17 protein-coding genes and 1 pseudogene are annotated in these 24,678 nt (G+C 59.7%); 9 read left to right on the forward strand and 9 right to left on the reverse strand.

The features are described from left to right. Positions 1–775: 775 nt before the first annotated feature. Positions 776–1,690: a hypothetical protein gene (locus tag ACVIGB_RS40730; RefSeq protein ID WP_456718417.1), complete on the reverse strand. Its 915-nt coding sequence runs from the start codon at positions 1,688–1,690 to the stop codon at positions 776–778. A 1,167-nt stretch (positions 1,691–2,857) separates the two neighbouring features. Here ACVIGB_RS40730 and ACVIGB_RS40735 point away from each other — a divergent pair. The 3 genes and pseudogenes from ACVIGB_RS40735 (at position 2,858) to ACVIGB_RS40745 (ending at position 6,115) form a co-directional block, all read left to right on the forward strand. Next, entirely contained in the window at positions 2,858–3,064 is a 207-nt protein-coding gene (locus ACVIGB_RS40735; RefSeq protein WP_456718416.1) for a hypothetical protein, read from the forward strand. 88 nt (positions 3,065–3,152) lie between these two features. After that, positions 3,153–3,517, forward strand: a pseudogene (locus tag ACVIGB_RS40740) (Ulp1 family isopeptidase); the annotation flags it as partial. A gap of 783 nt (positions 3,518–4,300) precedes the next feature. Further along, positions 4,301–6,115 carry an ABC transporter ATP-binding protein gene (locus ACVIGB_RS40745; RefSeq protein WP_456718415.1) on the forward strand — a complete coding sequence of 605 codons (1,815 nt, stop codon included), beginning with the start codon at positions 4,301–4,303 and terminating at the stop codon, positions 6,113–6,115. Positions 6,116–6,795: 680 nt separating this feature from the next. Here the strand turns inward: ACVIGB_RS40745 and ACVIGB_RS40750 are convergent. The 4 genes from ACVIGB_RS40750 to ACVIGB_RS40765 are packed head-to-tail and all read right to left on the reverse strand — an operon-like array spanning position 6,796 to position 13,520. Continuing rightward, positions 6,796–7,965: a Wadjet anti-phage system protein JetD domain-containing protein gene (locus ACVIGB_RS40750; RefSeq protein WP_456718414.1), complete on the reverse strand. Its 1,170-nt coding sequence runs from the start codon at positions 7,963–7,965 to the stop codon at positions 6,796–6,798. A 2-nt stretch (positions 7,966–7,967) separates the two neighbouring features. Continuing rightward, positions 7,968–11,402: an SbcC/MukB-like Walker B domain-containing protein gene (locus ACVIGB_RS40755; RefSeq protein WP_456718413.1), complete on the reverse strand. Its 3,435-nt coding sequence runs from the start codon at positions 11,400–11,402 to the stop codon at positions 7,968–7,970. Continuing rightward, positions 11,399–12,037, reverse strand: coding sequence for a DUF4194 domain-containing protein (locus tag ACVIGB_RS40760; RefSeq protein WP_456718412.1), 639 nt, complete (start codon positions 12,035–12,037; stop codon positions 11,399–11,401). The genes ACVIGB_RS40755 and ACVIGB_RS40760 overlap by 4 nt, the downstream gene beginning before the upstream one ends. Beyond that, the gene (locus ACVIGB_RS40765) at positions 12,027–13,520 is read right to left on the reverse strand and encodes a Wadjet anti-phage system protein JetA family protein (RefSeq protein WP_456718411.1); all 1,494 of its coding nucleotides are present in this window, start codon (positions 13,518–13,520) and stop codon (positions 12,027–12,029) included. The genes ACVIGB_RS40760 and ACVIGB_RS40765 overlap by 11 nt, the downstream gene beginning before the upstream one ends. A gap of 814 nt (positions 13,521–14,334) precedes the next feature. On the opposite strand from ACVIGB_RS40765, the gene ACVIGB_RS40770 reads away from it, so the two are divergent. Both ACVIGB_RS40770 and ACVIGB_RS40775 read left to right on the forward strand, forming a co-directional pair. Next, positions 14,335–14,934 carry a DUF6088 family protein gene (locus ACVIGB_RS40770; protein WP_050420737.1) on the forward strand — a complete coding sequence of 200 codons (600 nt, stop codon included), beginning with the start codon at positions 14,335–14,337 and terminating at the stop codon, positions 14,932–14,934. Beyond that, the gene (locus ACVIGB_RS40775; protein WP_456718410.1) at positions 14,927–15,931 is read left to right on the forward strand and encodes a nucleotidyl transferase AbiEii/AbiGii toxin family protein; all 1,005 of its coding nucleotides are present in this window, start codon (positions 14,927–14,929) and stop codon (positions 15,929–15,931) included. Before ACVIGB_RS40770 ends, ACVIGB_RS40775 begins: the two co-directional genes overlap by 8 nt. A 121-nt stretch (positions 15,932–16,052) precedes the next feature. Here the strand turns inward: ACVIGB_RS40775 and ACVIGB_RS40780 are convergent, their stop codons facing one another. Further along, positions 16,053–17,384 carry an MFS transporter gene (locus ACVIGB_RS40780; protein WP_456718409.1) on the reverse strand — a complete coding sequence of 444 codons (1,332 nt, stop codon included), beginning with the start codon at positions 17,382–17,384 and terminating at the stop codon, positions 16,053–16,055. Positions 17,385–18,591: 1,207 nt separating this feature from the next. Here ACVIGB_RS40780 and ACVIGB_RS40785 point away from each other — a divergent pair. The 3 genes from ACVIGB_RS40785 (at position 18,592) to ACVIGB_RS40795 (ending at position 20,575) form a co-directional block, all read left to right on the forward strand. Then, on the forward strand, positions 18,592–18,894 hold the full coding sequence (locus ACVIGB_RS40785) for a hypothetical protein (protein ID WP_456718408.1): 303 nt from the start codon (positions 18,592–18,594) through the stop codon (positions 18,892–18,894). A 119-nt stretch (positions 18,895–19,013) separates the two neighbouring features. Further along, on the forward strand, positions 19,014–19,268 hold the full coding sequence (locus tag ACVIGB_RS40790) for a helix-turn-helix domain-containing protein (protein WP_456718407.1): 255 nt from the start codon (positions 19,014–19,016) through the stop codon (positions 19,266–19,268). After that, positions 19,268–20,575, forward strand: a complete 1,308-nt coding sequence (locus ACVIGB_RS40795) for a type II toxin-antitoxin system HipA family toxin (protein WP_456718406.1) — start codon at positions 19,268–19,270, stop codon at positions 20,573–20,575. Before ACVIGB_RS40790 ends, ACVIGB_RS40795 begins: the two co-directional genes overlap by 1 nt. 311 nt (positions 20,576–20,886) lie before the next feature. On the opposite strand, the gene ACVIGB_RS40800 is transcribed toward ACVIGB_RS40795, so the two are convergent. Next, the gene (locus ACVIGB_RS40800) at positions 20,887–21,114 is read right to left on the reverse strand and encodes a hypothetical protein (protein WP_456718405.1); all 228 of its coding nucleotides are present in this window, start codon (positions 21,112–21,114) and stop codon (positions 20,887–20,889) included. A gap of 424 nt (positions 21,115–21,538) precedes the next feature. On the opposite strand from ACVIGB_RS40800, the gene ACVIGB_RS40805 reads away from it, so the two are divergent. Then, positions 21,539–21,655 (forward strand): hypothetical protein, encoded by a 117-nt coding sequence (locus ACVIGB_RS40805; RefSeq protein WP_456724955.1) that lies wholly within the window; start codon positions 21,539–21,541, stop codon positions 21,653–21,655. A 61-nt stretch (positions 21,656–21,716) separates the two neighbouring features. Here ACVIGB_RS40805 and ACVIGB_RS40810 read toward each other — a convergent pair whose 3' ends face one another. Further along, entirely contained in the window at positions 21,717–21,935 is a 219-nt protein-coding gene (locus ACVIGB_RS40810) for a hypothetical protein (protein WP_456718404.1), read from the reverse strand. Positions 21,936–22,830: 895 nt separating this feature from the next. Next, positions 22,831–24,228 carry a hypothetical protein gene (locus tag ACVIGB_RS40815; RefSeq protein ID WP_456718403.1) on the reverse strand — a complete coding sequence of 466 codons (1,398 nt, stop codon included), beginning with the start codon at positions 24,226–24,228 and terminating at the stop codon, positions 22,831–22,833. Positions 24,229–24,678 lie beyond the last annotated feature (450 nt).

A 24,678-nucleotide genomic window follows, 5' to 3' on the forward strand; every position in this document is an offset into this window, starting at 1 on the left:
ACCAAATCCACGAGAGGCTCGTCGGCCGGAGAGCCGGATCATTTTCGATCACGGGCAAGTAAGCTCTCAATATGAGGCCATTGGTGGCGCCGAAGATCGGCGCGGGCACGAAGCCAGCCGCTGAGCGCGGCAGCCGGAGAAACATGTGCGTGATCCCGAAGACGATACGGCCGGATGTCGTCGCGCTCGTTGCGAAAGGCCTGCATGTGCGCCGCCAACTGACAAGTAAACCTCCAGAGGGATTGCTTCGGATGGTTGGCATGCCAAAAGAAAACGATGCGCTCTGGTTTGACGAATCGACTTCGCAATGCACAATGAGCCCGCCTGTCCGTTTGCTTCACTTGGATAAGGCGACGAGAGCCCCAGCATCCCGGCCTCCAGGCCCCCAGAAGGTGCTGGGGCTTTTCGTTCTTCCGAGTGTCCCAGCCGGTGAGGGCGGAGCTGCTTCTCTGCAAACACTGATCCTGTGACGGCCACGACCGCGTCGGCGTGGCGGGAAGCTCGTTGTGCTCTGCTGGCATTTGCTGACTCGAGCGTAGAGCTCTGGCGACTATAACCGGGCCATATTGGCCTATCGGCGAGCGAAATGCCTCGCTTTCCTCCGACGACAAGTGCGACGAATTTGAAGACGGTACAGATCTCGGCGGACACTTTGATGGTCGACGTGCGCTACCCGACCAACTCCCCCGCAGGCCACTCAGATCAGGCATTATAGATGCCGCGGAACGCTGCTTCCGAGCAGCGCGACAAGAGATGTCGCGCTTTCTCGCACCCTTTAGCCCCAGCCTCTCGTCTCTGACTTTCTGTACGGATTCGATTCGCTAGCGGTCCGATAGTCATCCAGATTCCCGCCCAGAAATAGTACCTCGCGCTCCTCGGTTGGGGTATCGCTCACCCATGCAAGGTTGGGTTCATCATTCTCAGTCCCGTCCTCAAGGATACTGACGATCTCTTCGGCCGTCCAGGTGGTGACCCGTGGCACCGTGTAGGAGTGCAACTCGTTCGCGCTTTCCGCAATTGCTTTGGCGCCATACTCGTTGTCATCGTCCGGCGACAGGAGCAGTTGTGAGGCCTCCTCGGACAGTGATACAAAAGGCGAAGAATAAGTGTCCCCTCTCATGTGCGCTGCCGCTGCGCGACCCAGATCAAGTTGTTGGCCTCCCCAAATATTCCAGGGGGCGGCGTCGTAACGCAAAGCCGCCATGGAACGCAGATGGTCCATCGCGCTTTGACGGTCCAGTACATGTGGCTTGCAATGGCTGGCGTGATTTTGAAAGCGCTGCAGCTCAGCGTACGACGATGCCACCACCTCGTCGTAAACGCGGCCACTATCGACGCCGCCGGCTGATGGCCCAGTTGCTTTTGACCATCGTGCCGATTTTTGCGCCGCGAGTTCGATTTCTATTCTGAGTTCCGCAACGGTTGCGCAGGTCAGCGTCGCGGCAAGCCGAGCGCGCGTCCTGATAAAGGATGCAGCTGCGCACCGTTCGTTCCCCTGAATAGCCTGCGCTCTCAAATTACCTTTCGTGTCAGTCCGGGACGATCCGGCCCCGGCCGCCTCTGATGTTTGGAGGATTGGCTGAGGCTCTCCAAGCCGCTGCTCAAAGTCTGCTTGCCCCATTTCTTCCTGTTGCGGCTCGACGTAATTCGTAAAAGCCGCAGACGGGCCGATATTGTCAAACGGGTTCATTCCATTTTCCCTTTGGTAGCCTTGTCGATATCAATCGGACAAGTTGATCCGATTTGAGCGAGTCGCGAGGGTCGGAAACCGAGACGTGCACAAACGGCTATAAAACGGAAGCGGATCTGGTTCTCGACGGGGCGGTATGTTGAGGGGATCCAGCTCCTTCTTCTGTTCCAGATTATGAGCCCATCAAGCCCAGCCTTGTCCGGATAGAGATGGTATCATGCTAGAGGGTTTAGCTGTCGATCAGCTGACGAGTTTCATTGCTTGAAGAATATCCAGCCCTTGCGACTGTGCCGACCGTCCATTGTTCATCGCAGAGCTGACTTTGGCGAGATGGCGCCATCGTCGCTAAATCCGGCAGTGCGAAAGGCCGGCAGACGCAGCCCGGCGGAGGCGCAACGATCCTGAGCTTAAGTTGCGTAAGGAAGGCTGCCGAGGCAGGCTTGCATCGATCGTGAATCGATGTCCCGAAAGTGCCGCTCGAGACGCGGGCTCTGGTCCGAATAGCCGATCTTGTCACAGCCGTCGGGCTCGTGACCGCTTGGGGTTGCGTGGAAGCAGATAGTGCTCTGCAAGGAGTCCTGACGGAGCGCGAGGATTCGCGTGGGCACGCAGGGCATTGGTGGCGAACAAGACCCGCGCGGCGCAACTTCGAGCTAGGCATACGCAACACACGGCGAATAGCTTAAGCTTCCAACGCTAAGGCGCTGCGACCGAGACGTTGAACTGCCAGCCGGACTTGGCACTACAGCCGAGCAAGCCTTGCGGTGTGGTCTGCAGCGCAGCCGTAACAAAGAGGAACCAGAGCGATCCCCATAATCGTCGTATCGGCCGTGAAGAAATCGCGTATTCACAAATCGCGAGGGGACGCAGGGGTCGTCGGGAAACCCGCGCGGTTCCAACCATTGCAACGCACAGTGTGCCATGATCAACAAACGAGGGTGCTTCGATTGCTTCGACAGCTGCATCGATAGCTTCGATGGCTGGGCGAGAGCTCGAGCATAAACGGCTCCGCTGACTCCGATTGACTTAAGGCGAGGTCCTGCCGAGATATCCGAACGTATCCATTCCGTAGATAGACCCAATCAAGAAAATCAATTTTACCACTTGCGGTGCGGTCATATAGACGTGATGGACGGGCTGGGGCCAACCTAGGGAAGCGACTCTAGAATGAAAAAATTCGTGGTTGTGACTGCGAGCGCCCTCGCGCTTGGAACGGCGGCGGTGCCGACCTTTGTTGCTGAGGTTGCCGCCCAACCGGTCGCCACCAAGGTGCAGGTAGCCGATACGTCATATCCTCAATGCGCGGATGACCCGTTGGATGGTATCTGCGACTTATTTTTCTGTTTGACCGATCCGTCGTGCGTGCAGCACTAAAGACGGAAGACAACCAAGCATAGAACGAGGATAGAGGCACCGGCCACTCGCTGGACAGCGGCCGCGTCCTCCTCCTCCTCCGGCTATAGCCGATTTCCTGTTCTTGCCGGTGAATGATGCTAGCGCTACAGACCTCAATCGCCGTGGCTCCCATTGGTCGTTTCTGCTGGTGGATCGCCGCGTTCGAGGCCGGCTGGTTGCCTATCACTATGACTCAGTTCTAGGATATTAGGATATAATGACAGACTCGCAGCAACGATCGCTGAACGAGTCGGGGCCAACCTGCAAGACGCGCCCATAAGCCAGCAGAGGAATGAGTATGACTGCGGCGTCTTCGTGGTTGATGGCACCCGGGCACTGGTCAGTCGATTAGCGGCAGGTCCGCAGCCAGACCTGAACCTTAGGAACCTCGTCGTCGATCGGCGGGCACTGCAGCGCCGTCTGAGAGGCTGAACGCGGTCTTGACTCGCCGGCGACTCGGCGCGTCCCATATGAGGCTTCGCCTGGTCGAGCTGGCTGGATCTGCTCTTGGTGACGCGGCCAGCCGGTCTGTGAGGAGCACTGTGGACAGGAAAAGAAGTGCGCTGGATCGCGTCGCGCGTGCGAGCATCCCGAGCAACTCCGAAATCGGTCCGCCAAAGGCAAAGAGGCAGGCGGACGATACAGGCGGACGTCGCTACTCGGTGTTCCCGATTGAGCACACCGGGTGCCATACTTTCCAATATAGCCGCGAACTTCAGAACGCCCGAATACATTTATCTCGCCCTAAGCCTCCAAGGCTCGCCTGCCGGTAAAGATCAAAACTTACCGAGCACATGTGTGCGTCCGGCTCTGTTCAAAGGCCAAGCCAACTGCGATTTGATCAAAGCCGTTGCGTTCCTGTCTCTGAAGCTGTTCAAGTTTCGCCACCGGAGCTTTGGGATCGCGCGGATAAGGACAGGGTGCTTAACAACGATTAGGCAACGCGCACTGCTGAGGTCCACTTTGTCACCAAGGCCGGGACGGGATTTAACCGCTGCTAAAATCGTTGAGTTAAAACGTCCTGCCTAACGTTGCCTCGGCGCGCTTCAAGGTGGATCCCATAGCGCTCCGTCGAGTTCGCAATCGCCAAACAAGAATCGCAAAATTCGCAGCTGGCGTTTAGCCATCCCGCCACAAAACATGATCTCTCATGTGAGAAGGCGGACGACAACCTACCAGCATTGGTGAGTTGATGACCGTGCTGGATCGATTGATTTGAAGCCAAGCAATGGTAAACGGAAAGTCTGGCGAGTCCTCATCGAGCATCTTCATGCGCTCGCATGGAATCATCGTGCGAAAGGGCTATGTCGGCTCTTTCAACCTAAGCAAAGCCAATTCCTCTATCCGCTAGATATGTCGAACGGCAGCACGTTATCACCGGTTTCCGAAATTTTGCATGCGTACTGGCGCTCCGACCGGTGGTTGCTTCTCGTCGTTGTCGCAGTAGTGCTGATCTCAAGCGCGACCAGCGTCGCAACGCCCTATGTATTTTCGTGTCTCATTGACCGTCTCCCGCGCGAGGAAGACATGTCGGTGCTTGCGTGGGGGTTCGCAGGCTATGCGGTCCTACTTGGGGTAGCCTCCGCATTGCAGCGCATGCTGCAGTATCTGTCCTTCATGACAGCCGAGAACCTGGGCTTCATCGCTGCAACGGGCTTCTTTGATCGCATCCTGAGGAAAACCGCAGCCTTTTTTCTTGAGCACAATCCCGTAGAAATACAGAATGCGGCCGCGCGCGGGCGCAGCGCCCTGACGGCTTTGGTCCAGCTTGGGATCGTGGTCTTCATCCCTGCTGCAACACAACTTCTACTTACGTTCGTTACTCTCGGCGCGCTCCTCAATATCCAGATCGCTGCAATCGTCGTCGTCTATGGGGCAGTCCTGATTACATTGACGTGGAGTTCCACGCGTCGGGCGTACGTGTTCCTGGAACGAGCCAGAGAAGCCGGACAGGACAATGCGCGTTTCGTTGGCAACGTCATGAGCTCCATGGACACCCTGCGCTATTTCGGCAGTCATTCCTGGATGAGCCAGCGCTTTACGATGACGGCGCGCGAGGTGCGTGATAACTGGCGCGCCTATGTGTTGCAACGCGTTGCCTACATCGCCGTGCTCGGCCCAGCCGTCGCGCTACAATTTGCGGTCACGTTTCTTCTTCTCATACCTGAATACCAGGTCGGGGCGGTCACCATCGGGGATATGGTGCTATTCAACACGCTTTTACTCCAGCTCAATATGCCTTTCGAGATGGTTGCGCGTGCCATCTCTGACGCGGCGCGGTCGCGAGCCGACCTCATCCCTCTGGCTAGACTATGGGCCGCACCCGAAGAGCGGCGACCATCTCACGCTCAAGATTTCACGCCCTCCGGTGGCCAGCTCTCTTTCGAGGGCGTTGGTTACGCCTACGACAACGGTCGTGGCGTTACGAACGTCTCGTTTGTGGCTGGGCGGGGTGGGATCACCTTCCTTGTCGGTGAATCGGGATCTGGAAAATCGACAATCTTTAGGCTCGTCTTGAAATCGATTGAACCGGACCGCGGTCGTATTCTGGTAGATGGAACCGATATAGCGGGCATCGAACGCGCGGATTGGTATGCCGCAGTTGCTGTCGTGCCGCAGGACGTGATGTTGCTCAATGAGTCGCTAGCCGACAACATCCTGCTAGGGCGGCCCCGCAACGAAGTGCGCCTTCGTGCTGCGTCGGAAAAAGCCGCTATTCTCCCCTTGATCGAGGCCTTGCCTGAAGGATTTGATACAGTCGTTGGAGAACGTGGTTTGAAGCTTTCCGGCGGAGAGCGCCAGCGTATTGCTATTGCCCGCGCGCTTTATGGCGAGCCGGCGATCCTTCTTCTTGACGAGGCCAGCTCCGCGCTCGACGAAGAAACCGAGCGGGACATTATGAACCATATCCGTACGCTAGCCAAAGATGTGACCGTGCTGGCGATCACTCACCGCAAGGGCGTCGTTTCTACAAGCGACGTCGTGGTCGACCTCACCGACTGCGGTTTGTCAGTGACATGGGCGAAGTGAATGATCGGCCCGGCGCGTTGACGCCGCACAGAAGGTGCATCGCCGGACGAGATGCCTTCGCTGTTCAAGGAGCTACCCACGTCATAGAGAGCATCCTCGGCATCTATGATGGAATCGGGGCCCTGTGCTCCGGTAGACGTGAAGTATTCCAGGGTGCCGATTGCCAATCTGCGACGCCAGGCGGCAGGGGCGGGCGTAAGTTGGCGATCGGCCGGCTTGCGGTCGGAACAGGCTCCTTCGTCCTGAATTCAGGCTGCACCAGACGGAATTCTGCGCATATGTGTCGCGATTGATGAGCTCGTCGACAGGTAAGACATCGCCCCACTACCCATTACTTGCGTCTGGACGGCAACATCGGCCACGATGCCTTCGCGGGCATTGGCGAGATGGACATGGTCCTGCGTCGTCACCCGGATCGCAGGCGCCGCCCTTGCACGCATGCGCTTGACCACGAGGGTGGGTATGCAACTCAGGAAAAACGGTGGACGCGATCTCTTCCGGAGAGCAGGCGGTGCTTAGGGGCGTGTCGAGCGCGTGCCGACGGCGTTTTTCGATCCCGGCAAGCAGCCGCCTTACTCATGGCGTCCGCTTTGCCGATCACAGGTGTTGTTCAACCATCGCCGGCCGAGATCCTTGAACTGCGGACGGCACGATGTCGGCCTCACACCGACACGGATTTTCTAACGAAGCTCTGGCAAAACGGGATCGAGTTCTTCCTGCTCAAGCGTCTTGGCTCCATCTTCTGCCAGGTACGCTGCCAGCCGCGCGATACCGGACTCTGGTGAGCATCTGGCGGGTGCGGATTTTTTGGACGGCACTTGTCCCGAGCGCTCGGCAATTTCGACGCTCATCAGGTGGGGGCGGATCGGTCGGCCGATGGCGCGCTCGATGGTGTGGAATATCCAGGTCCCGTCGGGATCGATGTCCGACCAATGAAAGATTGGCGTCTGTTCGGATACCGACCCTGCGATCATCCGCAGCGCCTGCTGGGTGGCGAGCGAGGGGTACCCGCCGACGTACATCGTCGTTCCCAGTCGACCGGGATCCGCCTCGGCGATGTGCCGGTTGAAGCTTGCGAAGTTTTCGATCGTCAGAATGTACGCCGGCGGCTCCCGAAAACGGACGCGATCTGCTTCCTTGGGAGTGATTCCGAGATAATGTGGAGAAATCCTGGAGAGATCGGCTCCCTCGAGGTTGATTTTTCCTGCGACCAGCAGCGGTGGCGCGAAGCGTTCCAGTCCAATTGCCCGCAGTGCCTCGCGAGGCCGCGCGCCGGGCGGAAACTCCAGGATACCGCTCAGGAGCCGCACGACCGCACCCTCGGTGCGTTCGAGCGTCTTGCTGTGACCCACCGTCCGTCGCGAGAAGGTCTTGTAGTCGACGTCGAGATGCTTGTTGTCCAGGATGGCCTGGGCGAGAACGAAGGCGTCGCGCAGCATCTCGACGTCGGACGAAGCGAATCCGTGCCACGTCTTCCCCCGTCCCCAGACCTCGGCGATTTGGGAAGCGCTGTTCTTCAGAGAGTCGCGCAGCGCCGATCCGGCGGCAAGCCTTGCCGCAGCGTCCTGCGCAATCCGCGACGCGGGGGTGCGGTCGAGATATCGGTATAGGATCTCCGCCGAGGCCAGCCGCACGTGTGCGACCTGATCCCGCTTGACGCCTCGGCCCCAGCCAACGGACACCGCGCCGGTAGCTTCGGCTTCCCTGATCTGTTTGAGAAAGGCGTCCGCCGCGACGACCGAGGCGAAGGCGGCATAATCCGGGTGGGCGATCGGGCTCGCGGCGCCGGCCTCGAAGCGATCGAGCAGGTCATTCAAGAGGCCGTTCGCGTCCGTGAAACGCCGCGCCATGGCTACTCGGCGGCCAGACGGCTGGCGAGTTCATCTTCGGACATCAGGTCCGGATCGATGGCCATCAGCTCGCGCTTGGCCTTCTCTTTCAGTTGCACCACGGTGGCTCTGGACTGCTCGCCAATGCGGTCCACTTCCACGATCGTATCCATGTGCTCGAGCACGGCGACCCGCTTCTCGAACGGCGCCGCGATCACGAATTGGAGTCCGAGATTCTTATAGAAGCTCATCATCTGCCGCTGGTTCTTGCCATCCATTTTCGAGAAGGCCTCGTCGAACATAGCGAGAGCGAAGCCGGCGGGCTTGCCCGTACGACGCTCGGCGCTGCCGTAGACGCCGGCGAGCGAAGCGCCGATGGCGACGTAGATGGGGACCTGCTGTTCGGCGCCCGATCCGGTGCCGCGCCGCTGCTCCCAGCGGGTCGAGCGGCCGGTAGCGACATCCTCCATGTGGATCTCGAAGGTGTAGAAGTTGCGGTAGTCCTCAAACTGGGTGAAGTCCTTGTCGGGATCCTCTAGCAGCGCCTCGAGTGCAAGGATCGTATCCTTGTGCGGGAAGTCATCGGGCACATCGCCCCGGAACAGCATGTCGAGCGCCTCCGGAGAGGTCTTGGCGATCTCGATGATCTTCAGGATGGGCTGGAATTCCACCACTTGGGTGCGATGGAACGAATATCTCTCGTTGTGGAAGGGATGTGCGTAGAGGCTACGGTTCAACGACTGCAGTTCCCGCTCCATCTTGCCGATCCGGGCCGTGAGCGCGTTGATGAACTCGCCGCGGAGCAGCGTCGAGGCCTTTTCTGCCGCTTCTCGGGCCTGCCGTTCGTACTGGCGCAGCTCGTTGGACTCGATATCCGAGATGAGCTGCTCCATCCAGGGCTTCACCTCGCGTAGCGGCTCGCTTTCGGCGCCAACTTGCGAGCTCATCCCGAACTGATCGAAGTAATCGTAAAGGAGCTCGCGGACCCGTCGCTCGATCCGGACGCGTTCGACGTCCGAGGCGTCGGCATCTTTAACCGCCTTGTCTGCGATGGCACGGTGTTTCTCAACAAAACCGCCTTTTGCTGCGGCATCGAGGCGCTCGCGGTAGACGAGCCTGCCTTTCGCGGCGGAGTAGAGCGGGAAGGTCTTGCGGTAGATCGACCGGGCGACCCGGAGGTTGAGCTCGGAGCCCGGCACGTTCTCCCCATCTCCGAGCCTCCTCTCGGCCGATCTGAGTTCGCCGTCATGCTCGCCAAATGCCTTCTGCTGGGTCTTTCTCTCGTCGAGCCTCTTGTCCTTCAGCTTCTGCTGCGCTCGCTTCTTGTCGCGAAGGCCGCCATCGCCCGCGCCGTCGAGTGCATCGAGTCTGGCATGGGCTTCGCCGATCTCGGTCTGCGCGGCCGCGAAGGCCGCAGCGAAAGCCTTCAGGTCCTCACGCCCCTCACAGATGTTCTTCAGAGCGGCAAAGGCCTGCTCCGCGGCTTGGGCCTCCTTGCTCTTGTCGGCCAGGAGCCGATCCAGTTCCTCGGCCTGATCTTGCAGGGAGCGCAGGGCGTTCGCCTGGGCCGCCTTTCCGATCTTGTGCTGCGAGGCTTCGATCCAGCGATGGGTCCTGACGAGTCCATCGTCGTAGAGGCCGTCCTTCATGATGGCCCGGCCGGGCTTATTGAACTGATCGAGCGTGTCGGCGAGACGGACCGTGCCGTAGCGGCGCATGATGAACGCCATCGCGTCCGGATCCTGGCTCCGGAAGATGGAGGGGAAACTGCCGCGCTCCGGCTTGGCCCGGAACTGCTCGAGCTTGTTCAGGCTCACGAGGGATGCGTGGCGAAACTCGCGGCGGCCTTCCTTGAACATCGCCGTGGCGGCGCTGATGTCCACTCTGTCCACGAACACCGCCTCCCGGTCGCGGCCGAGGAGCGCCTCGGCGGCCCCCACCCATTCGGGTTCGGCGACTTCGATGATGTCACAGAGCACGCGCGGGGCCATTCCCTTCTGCCGGAGCCTTCGGCAGAGGAGTTCAGTGTCGTCGCCAAGATAGGCCCGCGCCCCTCCGGAGGCGTGCTGTCGGACCCGTTCGAGCACCTCGTCACGCCGGACTCGCAGCCCGGAAAGCTCCGCGATGATCGCCTGACGCGCTTCGTCGATCTTCGGCAGCCATTTCGCACCGCTGGTCGCGAAGGATTTCTCGGCCGCGGAGAGCTCGTCTGAGACGCCCGCTATGTCTGCCCCGACGGCGGCGGTTAGAAGACGCTCCAGCGCAGGCACGAAGTCTTCGAAAGAGTCCGCACACATCGCCCGGAGCGGATGCAGGCGACGGATGTTATCCAGGCCTGCCTTAAACTCGGCCGAGGCGCGGTGCGCCGCCTGCGCGGCCACATCAGCGCTCTGCTGCAGCGACTTTCTTCCGGTCTTGGCGTCGTGCTCGGCGATCGCCGCCGTCAGGCGTTCGATCTCCTGATCGATGGCCTTGACGTCCTCCTCGATGAATTCGAGTTCTTTTGCTGCGGCATCTCGGCGCGCCATCTCGGTACGCCTTTTGGTCTTAAAGTCCAGGTTGATCGCCCGCGCCGCGAGCCAGGCCGCGCGCTTGGAAATCCACTCCTCCCTGAACTTGGTCTCGAGCGCCTCTTCGAGTGCGGCGAGAACCCCCCGAAGTGCCCTCAGAGCTTCGAGTCTGAGGCGCATTTTCCGGATCGTTTCGCTGATATTGCGGTAGGTCTGAATCGACTCGCGCAGCTCCTTGATCCCGATCGGACTGTCCTCGAGGATATAGTTCCGCACGAACTGCGTGGCCGTCTGGTTGTGATCGAGCGTCATCGCATTGACGATCGACTTTTGCAGGGCGCTTGCGTTCTGCTCGCCGTAGGGCGAATGCGGCAGGAGATGGCGCATGTACTCGCGGACGTAGTCGCCGGCCCGATCGCGGTGGTTGACGAAGTTGCCTTCGCCAACCGCCGCGACGATCCGGGCGCGCACGTCTACCCACTGCGCCGGGAACTGCAACTTCCCTCGCTGTTCGATGAAGTCCTTGGAGCTTAGAACGGCGCCGACGGTGACGAACAGCGCCAGCACGGTTTCCCTGCTGTCTGACTTCCGCGCCTCGAGCGCCATGCCGATTGTGACCGGCGGCCGCGCGCCTTCCGTGTCTTCAAAACCGAGCGCGATGTAGGTGCGCGCCTCGTCGCGCCGGCGCTGGTCCTCGCCGAGCGTGCCGAGACAGTAGTCGACGACGCTGCGCTTCGAGCCACTACGCGACTTTCCGCTGTCGCCGGCGACCGCGTTCAGGCGTAGGAACCGCCGGCTGCCGCCGGTGAGCACGACTTGGGCCATGTCGAGGATCGTCGATTTGCCGGAACGGTTCTCGCCAAGCACGCCGACGTGCCCCGTCACGTCGATGTCCGCGACGTCGAACAGGTGCCAATTCACCATCGTAAGGTGGCGTAGCTCCATCATGCCTCGTCTCCCGCGGGCTGCGGAAAACGGGCCTCCTCGCTGCGCACGTAGCGCTCGAGCCGTTGCAGCGCGTCGCCGCCGCTGATCAGCTTGATCATCGGGCGGATCCTGACCTCGCAGTCCCGCTGCTCGTCGTCGAAGTCGCCGATCTCGACAAGGCTGCGCTGGGCAGCCTCGCGCAGAATGTCGCGGAAGCGGGCGGCCGAGATCGCGCCTCCGCCGCCGTGTTGCGCCATCTCGCGGTAGCGGTCGAACAAGTCATTCAAGGTGGCGACCACGACGGCCCGGTCTTCGACCGCTCCGACGTTCACCTCTTGCTGCCAGTACGCTGCCAGCACCAAAATGACGATGGTTTCGTCGAGCTTCATCCGGGGCAGCGGCACGTCCTCGTCCATGGCGACGATGCCGGCCCACTGCGCCTCCGGATCGCGATGGACGCGGTATCCGCAACTATCGAAGAAGCCATCGACCACGTTGCGGAAGCGGCCGTCCATGATCATGTTGTAGACGGTTCCGGTTCTGGGATCTCCCGCGAACACGAACTGCCGCCGCAGCAGGAAGTGCAGCGCTTTGCGGAGGTCGGCCGCCTTTTCCGCACCGAAGGAGCGCTCGACGTGTTCGAACTCACTGAGCATGGAGCTCCTCCGCTTTCCGGAGCCTGCCGGATCGCCTGACTAGGAAGTTCGCGCAACGCAGCCATTCGCTGTCGTGTGGCGGCGTGTCTGGGCGCGGCTCCAGATCGAATCCGGCCGCGACCTGCGGCGGAACCTCGCCCGTCAGCGCATAGCGGCGGGCGCAATCGAAGGCGAGGAAGTCGTCTACGGTGTCGATTTCCATGAAGCGAGCTTCCTTGGTCGCGAATGGCGGCACCTGGCCCTCAAGGAATCGTCTGACATCGTCGGGCCGGGGCGCGATGCGAGCGATGTACTCGAGACGGAGCTTCTTCCTCAGCTCGTACAACGGGTCCGAGGGCGGGCCGGCGAGCTCCTTCGCCTCGACCGGGCGGCGCGGCTGCCTGGCTGGCGCCTGATGGTGCTCCGACCAGGGCGACCGCAGCGGCTCGATACTCCACTCGACGGTCGCCCTGTCGTGTCTGCCGTCTCGCAGCAGAGCGTCCAGCCGCCGCACCAGGTCGCCGGCCCGGCCGACGAGTCCTTGCCCGCCGCGCTCGGCGTACTTGATGGTGTTGCGGACCCGGGCTTCGAGCTGCCTGCGGAAGGCCTCGATCCGTTCGAACATCTCGCCGATCTGTTCGAAGATGTTTTCGATTGCGAGCAGATCGTCGGCCGCCGCCATTCGACCGTCCTCGACGTCGGCGGCCATGCTGGAAGCGGTGTACTCCTCGGCGAGGACCTGCATGGTGTCCGGGGTGTAGGAGATTCGCCGTGCGAGATCGACGATGGCATCGCGGAAGCGGTACGGATGGTTGACGGTGAGGATGGACTCGAAATCCTTCAGCAGGAGCTGGTCGACGAACTCCTCGAAGAAGGCTTCCAGCCGGGTGGCCACTGTCTTCGATTCCATGACGGTCCGTCGGATCCGCTTCAGGTCGGCCAGAATGGCTCGCAGGCTCTTGGTAAACTGGTCGGCCTGGTTGCGTGCTTCGCGGACGGCGAGCGCGGCTTCGCGCTGCTTGCGGTCGGTGATCTCGGGCCTCAGCTTTTCGACGGCTTCGAGATTGAGGCGGATCTGCACGATCAAGCCGCCGAACCGCTGCGAGAGATCCTTATTGAGGCTCGCGAGCCGCTGGATCACGAGCAGCGGTCCCATTGCCATGTCGACCGTGACACGGAGCCCGTATTCCTCCTCCTCAAGCCAACCCCAGGCGAGCAGCCGCGCGTAGAGTTGCCGCGCCAGACCGAGCGCCTTGTCGCCCTTCTCGGACGCGAGCGCGACGTCGGCCTTCCGGATACGGCGGCGACCTGCCGAGATCATTTCCGGCAGGGTGCCGAAGTCATCGCCTTCGCTCCAGAGGGCCGGGTTGGCGCGCATGACGTCGTAGATGGCGTGGACGACCTGCTGCGGAGTTGGGAACGACGGCGCGCCTGAAAAGAAGCGTTCAAGGAGGTCGAGCAGACAGGCCGCGTACAGGTGCTTGTGATCGCGCGAGAAGGCCAAAAAAGCCTCATCATGCAAATGACGGAACAAGGACAATCGCTACCACTCCTGAATCGGCGTCATCCAGAGAAGGGGCGAGCTGCGCTGCCCCTAACTTCATGATCTACTGGGGAAATACTTCAGTCGAGATGCATCGCGAGGACTCGCAACCAGAAGGGTTTTGTTCGCTGTATGTTCCTTTGTAGCTTGCCGAAGGGAAGCTGTCGAGCCTCAGGGCTCCGTGCCGGCACTTTGAGGGAGGGATGGGTCTTCGGAGAAGGCCTTTCTAAGAACTTCGGCAAGCTATGTTGAGACAAAAAAGCCCCGCTATTCGGCCGAAGTAGGCGCGGAGATCTTAGGGAAGAACTATTGAGGACGGAAGCCTCCGGGCTGACGGACGAGCAGGGCTCCGTTGAGTATCCAAGCCGGGCGTGGTGCTAAGGTAGTCGCGATCTGTAGTTTGTGCCCTGCTAACCGCTGAAGTGTGCAACGGCCAATCTTTCAGTGTGCGTGTTCTTCGATACCCAGCACCCATAATAGAGTGTTCAAGGGAGAGTCGGAATCGCGTTCGCGATGTCCGATCCCACGTTTTTTCCTGGCCCTCCACGCCGCGCTTCTGCCGCCTCTATCTCGTTTGCCGACGGAGGGCTTGAGGATTGAGCCCACCGTTCGATGCCCCGAGCAATGAGACCCTACACGCTCACTTGCCGTTCTGATTTTGGCCCCTGCTGAGTAATATCAAGTAGCGGATAAGTTATTGATTTTTATTGTGTATTAAGATAAACCTTGCGCGTTGTCAGAAATTGGCTTATGTTTCTGACAACGGAGGGAAGCCATGCAAACCGTCGCCGAGCGTATTTTGAGTTACGCCCAAGCACTTCCAGAAGGCACTTTGATCGGTGCTAAGGAAGTTTTGCATTTGGGAAGCCGTGCTGCGGTCGATCAAGCTTTGAAGCGTCTCGCCAAACGCAACGAGTTGATGCGTCTTGCCCATGGGCTCTACGCTCTGCCAGTGAAAACACGTTTTGGCATACGCGCGCCGGCTGCCGAAAAGGTCATCGAAGCGCTGGCTTCCACGCACGCGGAAACGATCGTTCCACACGGAGCCGCGGCCGCGAATAAACTTGGTCTCACTACGCAAGTGCCGACAAAGCTCGTCTATTTGACCTCCGGTCCTGATCGTCAGTTTCGTCTCGGAGCACAGACGGTTGAGATGCGGCATGCACCGCACTGGATGCTTCTGCCGACAGACTCGATTGCTGGACAGGCAATCCGGGCTCTTGCCTGGCTCGGCGAGCGAGAGGCGGGCGAGGCTCTTAAGGTATTGAAGCGCAAGCTGCCCGACGACACTTTGCAGGATCTCGTCGCGCTGCGTCGCGCGATGCCTCCGTGGATGTCGAAATCCGTCAGCCAATCCCTTCTAAATCATGGCTGAACTTTACCTGACGCTCTCTCGTGACGAGAGGCTTGAGGCACTTGGCGTCGCCGCCACCGCCTCAGGCCGCCCGGTCCATCTTTTGGAGAAGGACATCTGGGCCGTTTGGACCCTGCAAGGACTCTTTGACTCTGAATTGGGTGAGCATCTTGTCTTTAAGGGAGGTACGTCCCTCTCCAAAGGTTACGACGTCATCGAACGGTTCTCGGAGGATATCGATCTCACTTACGATATCCGCCGGATCATTCCTGAGCTTGCCACGGGCGACCCACCCATACCCGCTTCGCGAAGCCAGGCCGACAAGTGGACAAAGCTTGCGCGCGAGCGGCTCACCGACTGGGTCAAAGACAAGACCCTTCCTGTCCTACAGAAACACGCAGCAGCTACAGGAGTCGACGTCACGTTCCGTGTTGAGAACGATGTCATCTATGTCGACTATGAAAAGCTGATCCAGGGCTCGGACTATGTTCCGCCCTGGATCAAGCTTGAATTCGGTGCGCGCTCGACCGGTCAGCCGTCCGAGACGAGAGAGATCACCTGCAATGCGGCGAAATCCCTGCCCGAACTCGAGTTTCCTGTAGCGACCCCAAAAATCATGCTTCCCAAGCGCACCGTTTGGGAGAAAGCAACGGCCGTCCACGTTCTTTGCGCTCAGGGTATCGCGGGCGATCGTGTGTCGCGCCATTGGTACGATCTCGTGAAGCTCGATGATAAGGGATTTGCGCAAGCTGCCTTCGATGACAAAGTGCTGGCGCAGGAAGTCGCCGATTGGAAGAGCAAGTTCTTCCGGGAGAAAGATCGCGACGGCAATGTCATCGACTATCACGCCGCGGTATCCGGCAAGCTTCAGTTAGTTCCCGACGAAAAGATGCGTAAGGACCTTGAGGCCGATTATCAAAAGACGATCGACGCTGGATTACTTCTCGGCGAACCTGAGCCGTTTGAGCAGCTCATGAAGCGCTGTGAAGCTCTGCAGCGGTGCGCAAATAGTAAGTAAGGCCGGTTGCTGGAACGGACGCTTCGAAAGATTTCCGACGTATAGAAGCTGTGCTGAGGATTGCCGAAGATGAGCCCCAGCACGCGCTGCTGCACGTTGGAAAAATAGCGCATTCGCCCCGCTATAGCGGGCTTTGCTTGTTTACGGCGCTGTTAATTTTGAGCGGTGCCGTCTCCGGCATCATGAGCATGGCAAGGAGCCCAGCCGCGCTAGCGAGAAGCATGTACCAGGCGGGCGCCAGCGCGCTCCCGGTAAGATAGATCAGCCAGGTGACGACTGGTTGAGCTGTGCCTCCGAAGATCGCTATCGCAAAAGCGTAGATGATCGCGAAGGCGCCACCACGAATGTTCTTGGGCAAACCTTCGGCCATGCTCACATAGAAGGCGCTGTACGGAATCGTTCCGATAAGTGTGAGCGCGCCGAGACCCCCGAGAAGTGCGAGGGCACTGCGGCTCTCTGAGATCCAGAAGAACACCGGATAGGTCATCAACAACGCAGCGATCTGCGGCCATATCATGATGTGCCGGCGGCCCGCGCGGTCTGCGAGCCCGCCGCCCAGCAGCGCGGCAGCAATTCCTACCGTATTGCTAACGAGCGTCGTGCCAAAGGCGAGAGGCGCAGAAACTTGTAGGGTGTTCAGTGCATAGGTGGTCATATATCCCGTGACGTAGGTGATGATCGTGCAACTGGCCAGGACGACGAATCCCAAGCTCATAATACGGCGAGTGGCAGGCAATCTTCTTACAGGGTGAACGCCCGGAGCCGGCGCTTGGGGCCGGTGCAACGTTTCGGGCAAGCCGCTCCGCAGCCAAAATCCGAACGGCAGCGTAACGGCGCCGAGCAAGAGCGCGATCCGCCATCCGTACGCGTTGAGTGCCTCGCTTGTCATGGTCAGGGAGAGTATTTCTCCAACAAGCGCCCCGGCCGTTGCAGCGATCTGTTGGCTGGCAGGCTGAAACGAGACAGCAAGACCGCGCCCCTCGACCGGCGCCGCTTCCAGCAAATAGGCAGTTGTCGGACCAACCTCACCGCCGAGCGCGAAGCCTTGCACCAAACGCGCGACAATGACCACGAGCGGAGCAGCAGCTCCTATTGTTTCGTATGAGGGGGTGAGCGCTAACACAAGGATCGCGGCGCTCATCAGGACAAAGCTGGCGGTCATCGCGGGCCGGCGTCCGGCCCGATCCGAATACGAGCCGAGCACGATTGCCCCGATCGGCCTGGTCACAAAACCCGCGCCGAAGGTTGCGAGCGACAGCATGAGGCTGGCGAACGGGTCGCTTGCCGGGAAGAACGCCTGACCGATCTGGATGGCGAAAAAGCTGTAGGTCCCGAAGTCGTAGAATTCGAGAATATTGCCGATCGTTGCACCCAACACGGCGCGGCGGGTCAAGGGTTCGTCTGCCGGAACGAGGACCGGCTCCGGTTTCCGCCGAGTAGATTGCTTGCCCATCCTCGATCCGTCCGAGGCACGATCACCGGCCTGATCACTTCGAAGCGAGGTCGAGCGCATTGCACTTCATTTGCTCTGCACGTCATCTAGCTTGATGTGGGCTGGACCCGCGTCCCCGTGCTCTACATTCCTGACGCATGCCAGGACGAAGCTCACGAGTGCAATAAGAATGCCTGCTTCTTGCGGCCCGTTCAAAGCTTGAGCTGATCGCGGCAATCGCCGGCAAGATGAATAGGCGCGCTGCAATTGTTGGGCGCGGCACTCGTTGTGCTTCTGTGCATGGGGAGTTTACGACAATTTGGTGGGCACCGAACAGAAGGCGCCTGTTTTCACACAGATGACCGCGCATGCACGCAGGGTTCAGCCGGCGCGCGTATGCGCAAAGGATCAGGCAATTGGCCCGGCTTTTGTTCCACTGCTTACCAATTGTGTGCGGCCACCTACTTTGTCGGGATTGTCGCTGCAATGCAACGCCTGCTGTCGCTGATGCCGCCGCATATGCTGATTTGGCGTTCAAACAGTTTAGAATGTGCTCAAACTGCTCATTGACGAGGAAGAGAACCTTGAGGGCGCTGCGCAGATCGCCATTACACGCGGTGACGACCTCGTCTATGCGCCAGCTCACCGAGTATGCTGTCTCGGCCTCGGGTCACGATTACTCGCGCAAGACATAAGATTCTCCTCGCCGGGGCACTCGCTGAAGCGGTTCGGCGGTCAGCCGCCGTCGCTATCGCTGCCGCGTCAGACGGATGCGGCTCAAAGGCCGGTGCCGCCGGAGCGCCACTCTCCCCGAGGCTTTGGAAATACTTCTATTCCCAAGCCCTGCGCGCCTTTTGTTCTATAAAGCATTGTATCGCCGCTGCCGCAGCAGCAGCTTAGGGGCGTCGCCCCTCAGCGCGGCGCAAGGACAGGCCTTCGGTTTTGGCTCCCCCCACGGTCCGCGGTGCCCCAAAAAAGTTGTTCCAACTTCCTTCAGCCCTTACGCCTTGCACACCTCGCTACGCGCTGCGAGGCAGGGGTTATGGCGGCTTTTTTGCTGCGCACAAACTCAGCTTAAGGAGAAAAACAACAGAACCAAGACCTCCGCCGCAGCCCGTCGTGATGGTGCCGCGCGGCAAACCTTAAGAAGTCGCCCAAGAATGCTTGTAAGATGCCAAATTCGAAAGGCTGAAGTCGAAGCTCTCGCCGCCAGTATCGCATCCTCGGCATGCTGCAATTTCCTGTCGTCGAACCCGAACCCAAGGACAAACCGACCGGCCACTTTCTGGTCAATGCGGTTGAGGGACGCTGCCTCGCTCAGTTGCTTCGGGCCAAGCGCAAGGAGATCAAGAAGGACGAGCAAGCCGCATTTTCGATCCCAACAGCAGATGCGTCTTTGCGACCATCTGGCACGACGGATAAGCACGCCTCGAGTACGCCAGCATTGATGGCGGCGATCGATGACATTTTGGAATGTTGCCGAACACTGACTTGCCAAGCACCACCCCGCACGGCCCGCAATCGAGAATAGCCGATACACGATCGCGTATATCTGTTTCATATACGCTTACGCGTATATCACTACGATATACGGATTCGCGTATATTGACGATATATACGGATTCGCGTATATTGAACGCGGAGATTCACATGACGCAGCATATTGCTCGTACGGAAAAGCAACTCGGCGCCATTCTACGGCGGGCCCGCCGACAGGCCGGACTTACCCAGTCAGGCTTAGGAAAGCAGATCCATCTGCGTCAGGGCACCGTATCCCGACTGGAAGCGGGCGAGCCTGCCATTCAGCTCCGCACCCTCATGGAGGCGCTGGCCGCGCTCAATCTTGAACTGGTGGTCCGTACCCGCAGCAAGGCCACCTCGACTGACATCGAGGACATTTTCTGATGGGCCGGCCTCCAGCAAACGCGCCCCTGAATGTGTTCGTCAACGCACGCCTGGCAGGCATGCTCCGGCGCGAGTCCAGCGGTGCGATCGATTTTCGTTACACTCCGCAATGGCTCTCCTGGGAATCGACCTTCCCAATCTCGCTATCGCTGCCCTTGCGCGAAGACCGCTATATCGGCGCACCTGTCATCGCCGTGTTTGACAACCTGTTGCCCGATAGCGAACAGATACGCAAACGAGTCGCGGAGCGGGTGGGGGCAAAAGGTACTGACGCCTACAGCATGCTCTCTGCACTCGGGCATGATTGCGTTGGTGCACTCCAGTTTCTTCCACAGCGTGTCGATCCTGGACCTGCCGGTACGATCGAAGGGAAGGCTGTCACCGACCGCGATGTCGCCGCCATCATCAAGAACCTTGCGAGCGCTCCACTTGGGATGGGGGAAGACGACGATTTCCGGATTTCCATCGCTGGTGCCCAGGAGAAGACCGCCCTGCTGCGGCGAGATGGCAAATGGTACAAGCCGACTGGTACCACGGCGACGACGCACATTCTCAAACCGCAAATCGGTCGTTTGCCGAACGGGACCGATCTCTCGAACAGCGTCGAGAACGAATATTTCTGCCTTAAGCTGCTGGCCGCGCTTGGCGTGCCAACGGCGAACGTCGAGATCGCCGATTTTGGTGGTCGCCGCACGTTGATCGTCGAGCGCTTCGATAGGCGCTGGACCAATGATAAAAGGTTGCTGCGCCTTCCTCAGGAAGATTGCTGCCAGGCTCTATCCGTACCCACCACCCGGAAATATCAATCGGATGGCGGCCCCGGCATGAAAGACATCCTGCAACTGCTCAAGGGTAGCGATGAACCGACCGAAGACATCGCGACATTTTTGCGGGCCAGCATCGTGTTCTGGCTCATCGGCGCAACCGACGGACACGCCAAGAATTTTAGCCTATTCCTGAGCCCCGGCGGGCGCTTCCGACTCACGCCGCTTTATGATGTCTTGAGCGCGCAACCAAGCCTCGACGCCGGACAAATTCAGCGCAAAGCTTTTAAACTTGCAATGTGGGTCGGCAAAAATCGCCACTATGGAATGACTGATATTTTGCCGCGTCATTTCCTACAGACCGCCGAAATCTCCGGCGTTGGGCCGGCCGTAGTCCACGCAATCTTTGAGGATCTCGTCGAAAACTTCGAGGTAGCCTTTGCGAAAGTGATAAAGGGCCTCCCCAAGGGCTTTCCCAAAGAATTGGCAGACTCGATAAGAGTGGCCGCTATTCGCCGCATCGGTCTTATAAACGACCGTTGACACTTTCAGCCTAAGGGGCTGCGTGCGAGCGGGCCAGCGCTGGCGGCACCAACACCGGCACCGGCAGGATGAGGATCGTCGGCGTCGGTATCAATGTCGACAGCGCGATCATCGCGCCCATGATCGCTGTCGGCGGCGCCGGCGCCAGAATTGCCGGAACGCGATGATCGGCGCGCCGATGATGATCATGGTCACCAGCAACGCCAGCCCCGCGCGCTCCAGGGTGTTCCCGCTATGATGGCCCGATCGCTCCAGAGGAGCTCGATTCGGGCCGCACTTGAGATATTCAACGAACGGGCTGAGTCTCGCTATTACGGGCTCGGTTTCCGAACATCCAGGCCGACTTGCAAGCTGAAATCGGCGACATCTCCGATCACATCGCAGACCAGCTTAAGGCCGCGAACAGGCTGAGAGCAAACGGCGTAAGCGTTGAATAGGTAGCTGCGATGCAGCAGGCTATACTTCCTCAATCTGTAAACATCGCCGAGCTTGACGTTAAGTTCCTCGAACGTTCGTCGCTGTTTGTCCGTCAATTCCATGTCCACAACCTCCGCTGTCCAACCTTCGGGGACAGCACTAATGTCGAAGCCTGGCTCGGTTTGGCGAATGCGATCCAGATTCGCTGCTCTGGCCCGTCCGCCGAGACATTGTCTGCCGTCACGGCGACAACAGTAAAGGAGTTGCCAAAGGACTCTGCCATGCTCGTACAAGACAATGGCGGACGGCTTTGTTCTATTGGAAGCGCCGGTCGCGTTGGGAGCAGCAGCACTGAACCGAATCCAGTACGTCGCGCATCTCGGCAAGGGCTTTTCGAGCGAGATGCCTGGCTATCGAGGCAGGCGAGATCGAAGGCGCGCTCACGCGCATGTGAGCGCCGTCGGCCGTCTTGCTTTCGTCATCAGCATACAGAATGTGTGAGATCCTGGAGGGCAGCCGGTAGTGATCGAGGGGACCGGCGGGCTGATGGAGCCGCTCAATTGCGGTTCGCTTTACATTGATGTCTTGGAGAGATGGCGACTTCCTGTTGTGCTCTGGGCGAGAACAACTTGGGAGCGATCAATCGTTCACTGCTGTCCATAGACGCGCTCCGACGACGCCAGATCGACATTCTATGGCTTTCGTTGAACTAGTTCGGATGTTGTTACAGCAATTTTGCGATATCGGTCGCGTGCGGTGGTTCGGGCGATTGCCCTGGATCGCGCCAATGTCGGCGGATACGCTGCAAGCCGCCTTCAAAGCATCCTTCTGGCGGGAGGTTTTCAAGCCATGAGGCGCAGTGCGCATCGTGGAAGGCGGTAGCGGAGAAAAGTCCGATGCCGCCAAAGCGGTCTGGCTTCAAAATGGTTTCAACAATCAACACTGAAATATCTCCAAAAGTGACTAACATCCAGCAAGCTAACTGACCTAAGTCCCGCAAATCTCCTGCAAGAATTGGCAGGGTCGTTTAATCGCGCCTCCACCACAAGTTCGATTTTTCTTCGATCTCTGCATTGTTTTCGGTGCTGCTACTATCGGATCGAAATCTCAGCGAACTGAGCGAGCGTCGGTGGCGTAGTTGGGAGGATCTATGCCCTGCTCTCAGAGGTTTCGGCGACTCTGCCTAAAAAAATAGGAAGGGATTGCTGGCCGGCTTTCCGCAGAGGCGCTGGATGCTGATATCAAGAGCTATAACCAGGACACTGGCTTTGGCGGCAACGTCGGCGTAGCACTGGCTCAGCTGCGGAAGTCGGTCGGCGTAAAAGCGACGGCGATCGCACCCGGTATCCCGACCATTGCTGATCCCGAAGATACGGCACTGACAGACTCGAGGCGAATCGACGACGCCGCAGCACGGCGTTGGCCAGAGGAGCTGCGGAAGGCCACGACCAGGATGTGCATCTGGGGTTGATGGACCAACCAGAACCGTCGTCATCAGTTGGCACCAGTTCAGTCGACTGGGGTTTCAATGGGACGCAGGAAGCAGCCTCTTTACTCCGAGGATGCTTCCTTTATTTCGGGGCTTGAGGAGGGCCTTACGAAGGGCAATGCCGCTAAACGTACGGTCAAGAACACCGTAGGTTTCTCTTCGCAGCTTTGGCGGCCGGCTCTTCAATAACAAGAGGCGATGGCCGTTCGGTTGAACGAGGAGTCGCTGAGCGATGATGCGCGCAAGTTCATCGGGACGGGTAGCGCTCATCTGCACCGCCCATAAGGTCGCCAAGCTCGTAAGAGTCGCTGGAGCAAGCTATCGTCCATTAACGAGCCCGATACCAGAGCTATCTGGACGGGCTCCTAGCGTCGGGAGTGTCCGTCGGCGCCATTCGTTGTTCATGGATGAGCCGAACGTCATTGGGACCTCCCGGCCCCACGATGGCGAAGTAGCGCTCGCCGCGAATGTCGTATTGTTTTACCGGCTGCGTCGCGTCGGGCAACAGGCCCCAGCGGCCGAGCTTCGAGAGCATCGTGGCCGAGGCGGGTTGGGTGCCGTGCGAAAAATCCTCGGGAACGGCGAATGATGCAGCATAAACCTCGCGGGCCGCCGGAGATGTCGTCGCGGCCCTGGCGGACGACGGAGCGGCTTGCTCCATCGACCGTCCAAGCAACGCTGGCGAGGCTCGATTCGCAGGCCGCGCGCTGGGCTGCGGAACGTTTTCCGGCCGAGATCCGAGACGAATGCCAGTGCCTGGCGGATTGAGCGGGGTGGTTCGCCTCATCTCCGCCGCGGGCACGAACAGCGCGGTGTAGCGGTCATTGTGAACCACGAAACGGGTGGGGCGGCTGTCCTGGCTCGGCGGGACGCTGCTACTGTCAAGGGCAGCAGGCGCGTGCGGGTCGTCGTGCCGCGAGTTAAAGGAACGAACGGCCTCTCCTAAATCCAGGGCTTGGTGATGGCGCGCGGTCGGCTCGCGAGAGGACGATGGGCCGGCGTCTTCCATCATCGCCCACAGCTGATCCTGAACGTAGTCTTCCGCGGGAAGGACGAACGGCGAACCGACCGCTGGCCCGAAAGGCGACGGTGCGCCGGCGTCTTCCATCAGCACACGAGCGACTGAATTGCCGGACTCGCTCAGCTGGCGCCCAATGGCATCCCCTTCCAGCTGATTTAGCGTCCTCTGCCTCTTCGCAGGCCTCAACTGCCCCGTGTAATCCTCACCCATGAGGACCTCGTGCCTTGAAAGGGGGGAGCTCCCGGTCAGTTCGGTCGGAGCCGGCTGGTAGCTATCGCTCCAGCTGAAGTGATGCACGGCTCCGGGATCCGGTGCCTGGTGATCGCGCGCGGTTGGCATGAGAGACGATGCTAGGATGGCTTCGCCCATCATCCCTCGCAGCGGATCCTGACCGTGATGTTCCGCAGTCAGCTCGTTCAGCCAACCTAAAGCTTCCTGCGGCGCGCTGTGCTGCGCAGCGGCGCCCCCGAGGCGTCTGGTAACTGCGTCTTCGGGGCGGGCCCTATGGTGCCCAAGTTCCAACACCTCGGTGAGTCTACGGTCCTCGTCAGACAAATGAGGATAGTAGTGATCTGAAGAAATAGGAACCCCTGCGACCGCACTGGTATCAAGCTGCGTCACCTCATCCAAGTACGGCTCAAACTCCGCTTGCTGCTGTTGCGGCTCCGCGGCGTTGTGAGCAGCGCGATTTTGGTTGAATGAGTTGATGCTGTTAAATGGGTCCATGTCCCCTCCGTTTGAGTCGGTTCGCAATCCCGAGCAGATAGTGTCGCTCACTGGTTCTCGCTCTACTAGGATCAGCTGTCGACAAGCTGACGCGCTTAGAGACCTAAGAGAGCCAAATTGGCCAGCCTGACTGACTGCGACACTCACCCGAGGGACGCGCCAAGGAATGCCGGATTGCATTTTTCGGAAGGACTGGCTGGGCTGAGTCGGAGCCGGCACGAACAGAGTCTATTTTGAGTAGCATCATGGGACCTACAAAATAGTCTCAAATAAAGTGTGTACTGAGCTGGGATGTGCTCTGATGATGCCGTCCGGATGGTGCCCGAACTGAGGCGGACCTCTTCGTTGAATGCATGCCTTGCCGAGAAGGTCTGGACTCTGGCCGCAGAGGATGAATCGGATCCCGCGATCTTGGCACGTGTCGCGGTGCGGACAGTGCAGGAATTTCTG

The sequence above is a fragment of the Bradyrhizobium sp. USDA 4341 genome (genome assembly GCF_054063755.1).